The sequence below is a fragment of the Limosilactobacillus sp. DJ3M12 genome (assembly GCF_947381695.1).
Classification (GTDB): Bacteria; Bacillota; Bacilli; order Lactobacillales; family Lactobacillaceae; genus Limosilactobacillus; species Limosilactobacillus kinnaridis.
Map to the genome: position 1 here is coordinate 1 of NZ_CANCWY010000046.1, position 3,000 is coordinate 3,000.

Genomic DNA, 3,000 nt, shown 5'->3' on the forward strand with positions numbered 1-3,000 from the left:
GTTCGACTAAGTGTTACCTTTTGAGTCTTAGTCAGTACATGACCGCTAGGATCCGTAACATTAATCGTCCGAGTAACATCCTTATGATCAGTGGCATTTTGTGTCAAGTGACTTAATTGAACGGTAATATCATGATTATCATTGCCAGTAAACGTATACGTACTTGGAATCTGATTATCTTGATGATAACCATCGGGTACTTCAACGTTGACATCAACAGTTTGACCGGTCTTCCCAGTTAATGGGATAGACTTCACAACCTTGTTACCATCCTTGTAAACCACGTTAATGCTTTGGTCATTAGCAGTGTAGGTAATATGAACGGTTTGATTTTGAGTATCGTGCGTTACAGGCATTTCAGCAATTGAAGAAAGACTTGGAGTATAACCATCAACAGCATCAGGTGTTTCAGCACTAAACTTACCAGTTGACCATGCGCCCCAAGTTACAATACCTGTTACCTTGTCATAAGTTGCCGTGCGCGTCAAAGTTACGGTTTGGTTTAAATCACTCTTAGTGCCAGTGTATGAAGTAGGATAATCAACTGTAACAGTTCTAATTACTGTATGTTTAAAATCGTCAGGTGTTACAGGCTTATTATCATTTTCAGGGTTCTTAGTACCATCAGGCAAATGATTTGGATCAAGTGAAACACCCGTTACGTGCTTTAAGTGAACTGTAATTTCTTGATTGCCATCCGCAGTAAGTTTATAAGTAGGTTGTTCGCCACTTACCACAGTCCATTTACTTGATAAATCTGGATAAGTGATGTCAACCGTTTGATCAGTTACGCCCTTAACGGTTTGATTTTGAACCGCGCTATCTAAAATAGATGCGTCCTTGCCACCATTATCGTCATCAACATACTTAATTGTTACTGATTGAGGCTTGGCATTGTACTTAACAGTGATCTTTTGATTTAGCAAAACTTTAGTTGAATCAAAATCACTAGTTGAGTTAGCAAATTTAGTTGGATCAGGTGTTTCGACGTTAATTGTGATGGAACCATCATCGTTTTTGGTGTAGCCAGTTGAATCTAAACCTTCTACTTCAAGGTCGTAGCCAGCAACGGCGCTAACTTTATGAGAATCAAATGAGGCTTTAGCAGAATCTTTTGGAGTCCATGCCCCGTATGAGTTAACTTCGCCAGTTACCGTATCAACATCGGCGTTTCTTTGATAGTCGATTATTTGATCGACGACTTGAGGTGTGCGACTATCTTGATTAGTATGATCAGGTGTTTCAATGGTAATCGTACGGTGAGCAATACCATTTAAATTGTCCTTTTGCGCCTTAGTATCGTTTGGATAAATATGATCATTGGGCGTATTCTTGTTGTTATCGCCGGGTGCAATTTTATCACCGGGTGTTGCCGGCTTATCCGGTGTTACAATGGTATGGTCATGCTCAATTGTAACGTCTTTATCTGGCACTTTGCCAGTGTCATCAGGACGCGGCATAGTTTGATTTTGCGTTTCATCGGGATTTTTGTCTTTCCAACCACCAGGAATAGGAGTAGTTGCTGTTTGATCAGTTTTACCGGTTGCTGTACCGTCTGGCACAGGTCTGCCGTCAGGTTCTTTAGCTGGTTGCTTGTCATCGCCCTTATAGTGCACGGTTTGGGTTTCATCTTGAGCTTCGTAACCAACACCGCGATAAATGTTATCACCTGGATTTGCAGTCTCTTCATCATCTTGAGTGGTTTCACTAGGAAATGCAGTAGGATTTACAGGGTCTTTAATGAGGTGAGCCTTGTAGCCATTAACCTGAATGATTTTGACGGGTTTAAAATCAATTACACCATCAATGATTACATCATCGTTTTGCTTAGAAGTATCAAGTTGCCAATCAGATTCTTTTACATCTGTTAGAGGATACGTTTTGACAATTCTACCGGTACCCCTGGATGAACCGCCGCCACTGAATGAGCCGTGGCCACTAGATGAACCGCCACCACTGAATGAGCCGTGGCCACTAGATGAACCGCCACCACTGAATGAACCACTACCACTTGCACCACCAGCACCACTGGATGAGCCGTGGCCACTGAATGAACCACTACCACTTGCACCACCAGCACCACTGGATGAGCCGTGGCCACTGAATGAGCCACTACCACTTGCACCACTAGCACCACTGGATGAGCCGTGGCCACTGAATGAGCCACTACCACTTGCACCACCAGCACCACTGGATGAGCCGTGGCCACTGAATGAGCCGTGACCACCGACTACCACAGAGCTACCAGCACCGCTGGAGAATCCGCCACCACCGAGCGTATAGTGAACGCCACCACTAGATGAGCCGTGACCACCGACTACCACAGAGCTACCAGCACCGCTGGAGAATCCGCCACCACCGAGCGTATAGTGAACGCCACCACTAGATGAGCCGTGACCACCGACTACCACAGAGCTACCAGCACCGCTGGAGAATCCGCCACCGCCAATTGAGTAGATGGGGTAGTCAATCTTAACGGGTGCAATAGTTTTATAATATATATGTTGAACAGTTGTTTCTGGAGCCGCATGAGGAATATAAAATGTAATTGTGCGCGTAGCTTTATTAGTAGAAATAGGTAACGCTTGGGCTTCTTCACCTACGACAGCTTTTACGAGATCCACATTATTTGTGATAAAAGTCGAGCCTTGCAATGCATGAGGCATTTTTAAGAAGCCTTGCATAAGTGGGGTATTATTAATATTGATTAAATTGAGTTTGGAATCACCTGCAAAAAGATTAAAACTACCTTTAACGCTACTTATATTCCAGTTAGCAATAGGTTTTAAGTCAATTACATCAGAGTTGCCCGCAAACATTCTGCTCATGTTAATAACTTTACCAGTATTCCAATGAGCCAGCGGCGTTAAATCACTGATTAAATTTTTGGTTGAATCGTTACCATGCATGTAAAAGGGATTCCCAAACATGCTACTCATGTCAGTGACATTACTAGTGTCCCAATCAGCCAGCGAAGTTAAATCGCTAATTGAATTGCTT

Annotated in this window: 1 protein-coding gene; it reads right to left on the minus strand. The window is 43.3% G+C overall.

All coding sequences use genetic code 11. From position 1 onward, the window contains the following. Nucleotides 1-3,000, minus strand: a 3,000-nt coding sequence (locus tag QOS06_RS10445) for a mucin-binding protein (RefSeq protein WP_283596029.1), incomplete at both ends; no start/stop codon positions are given.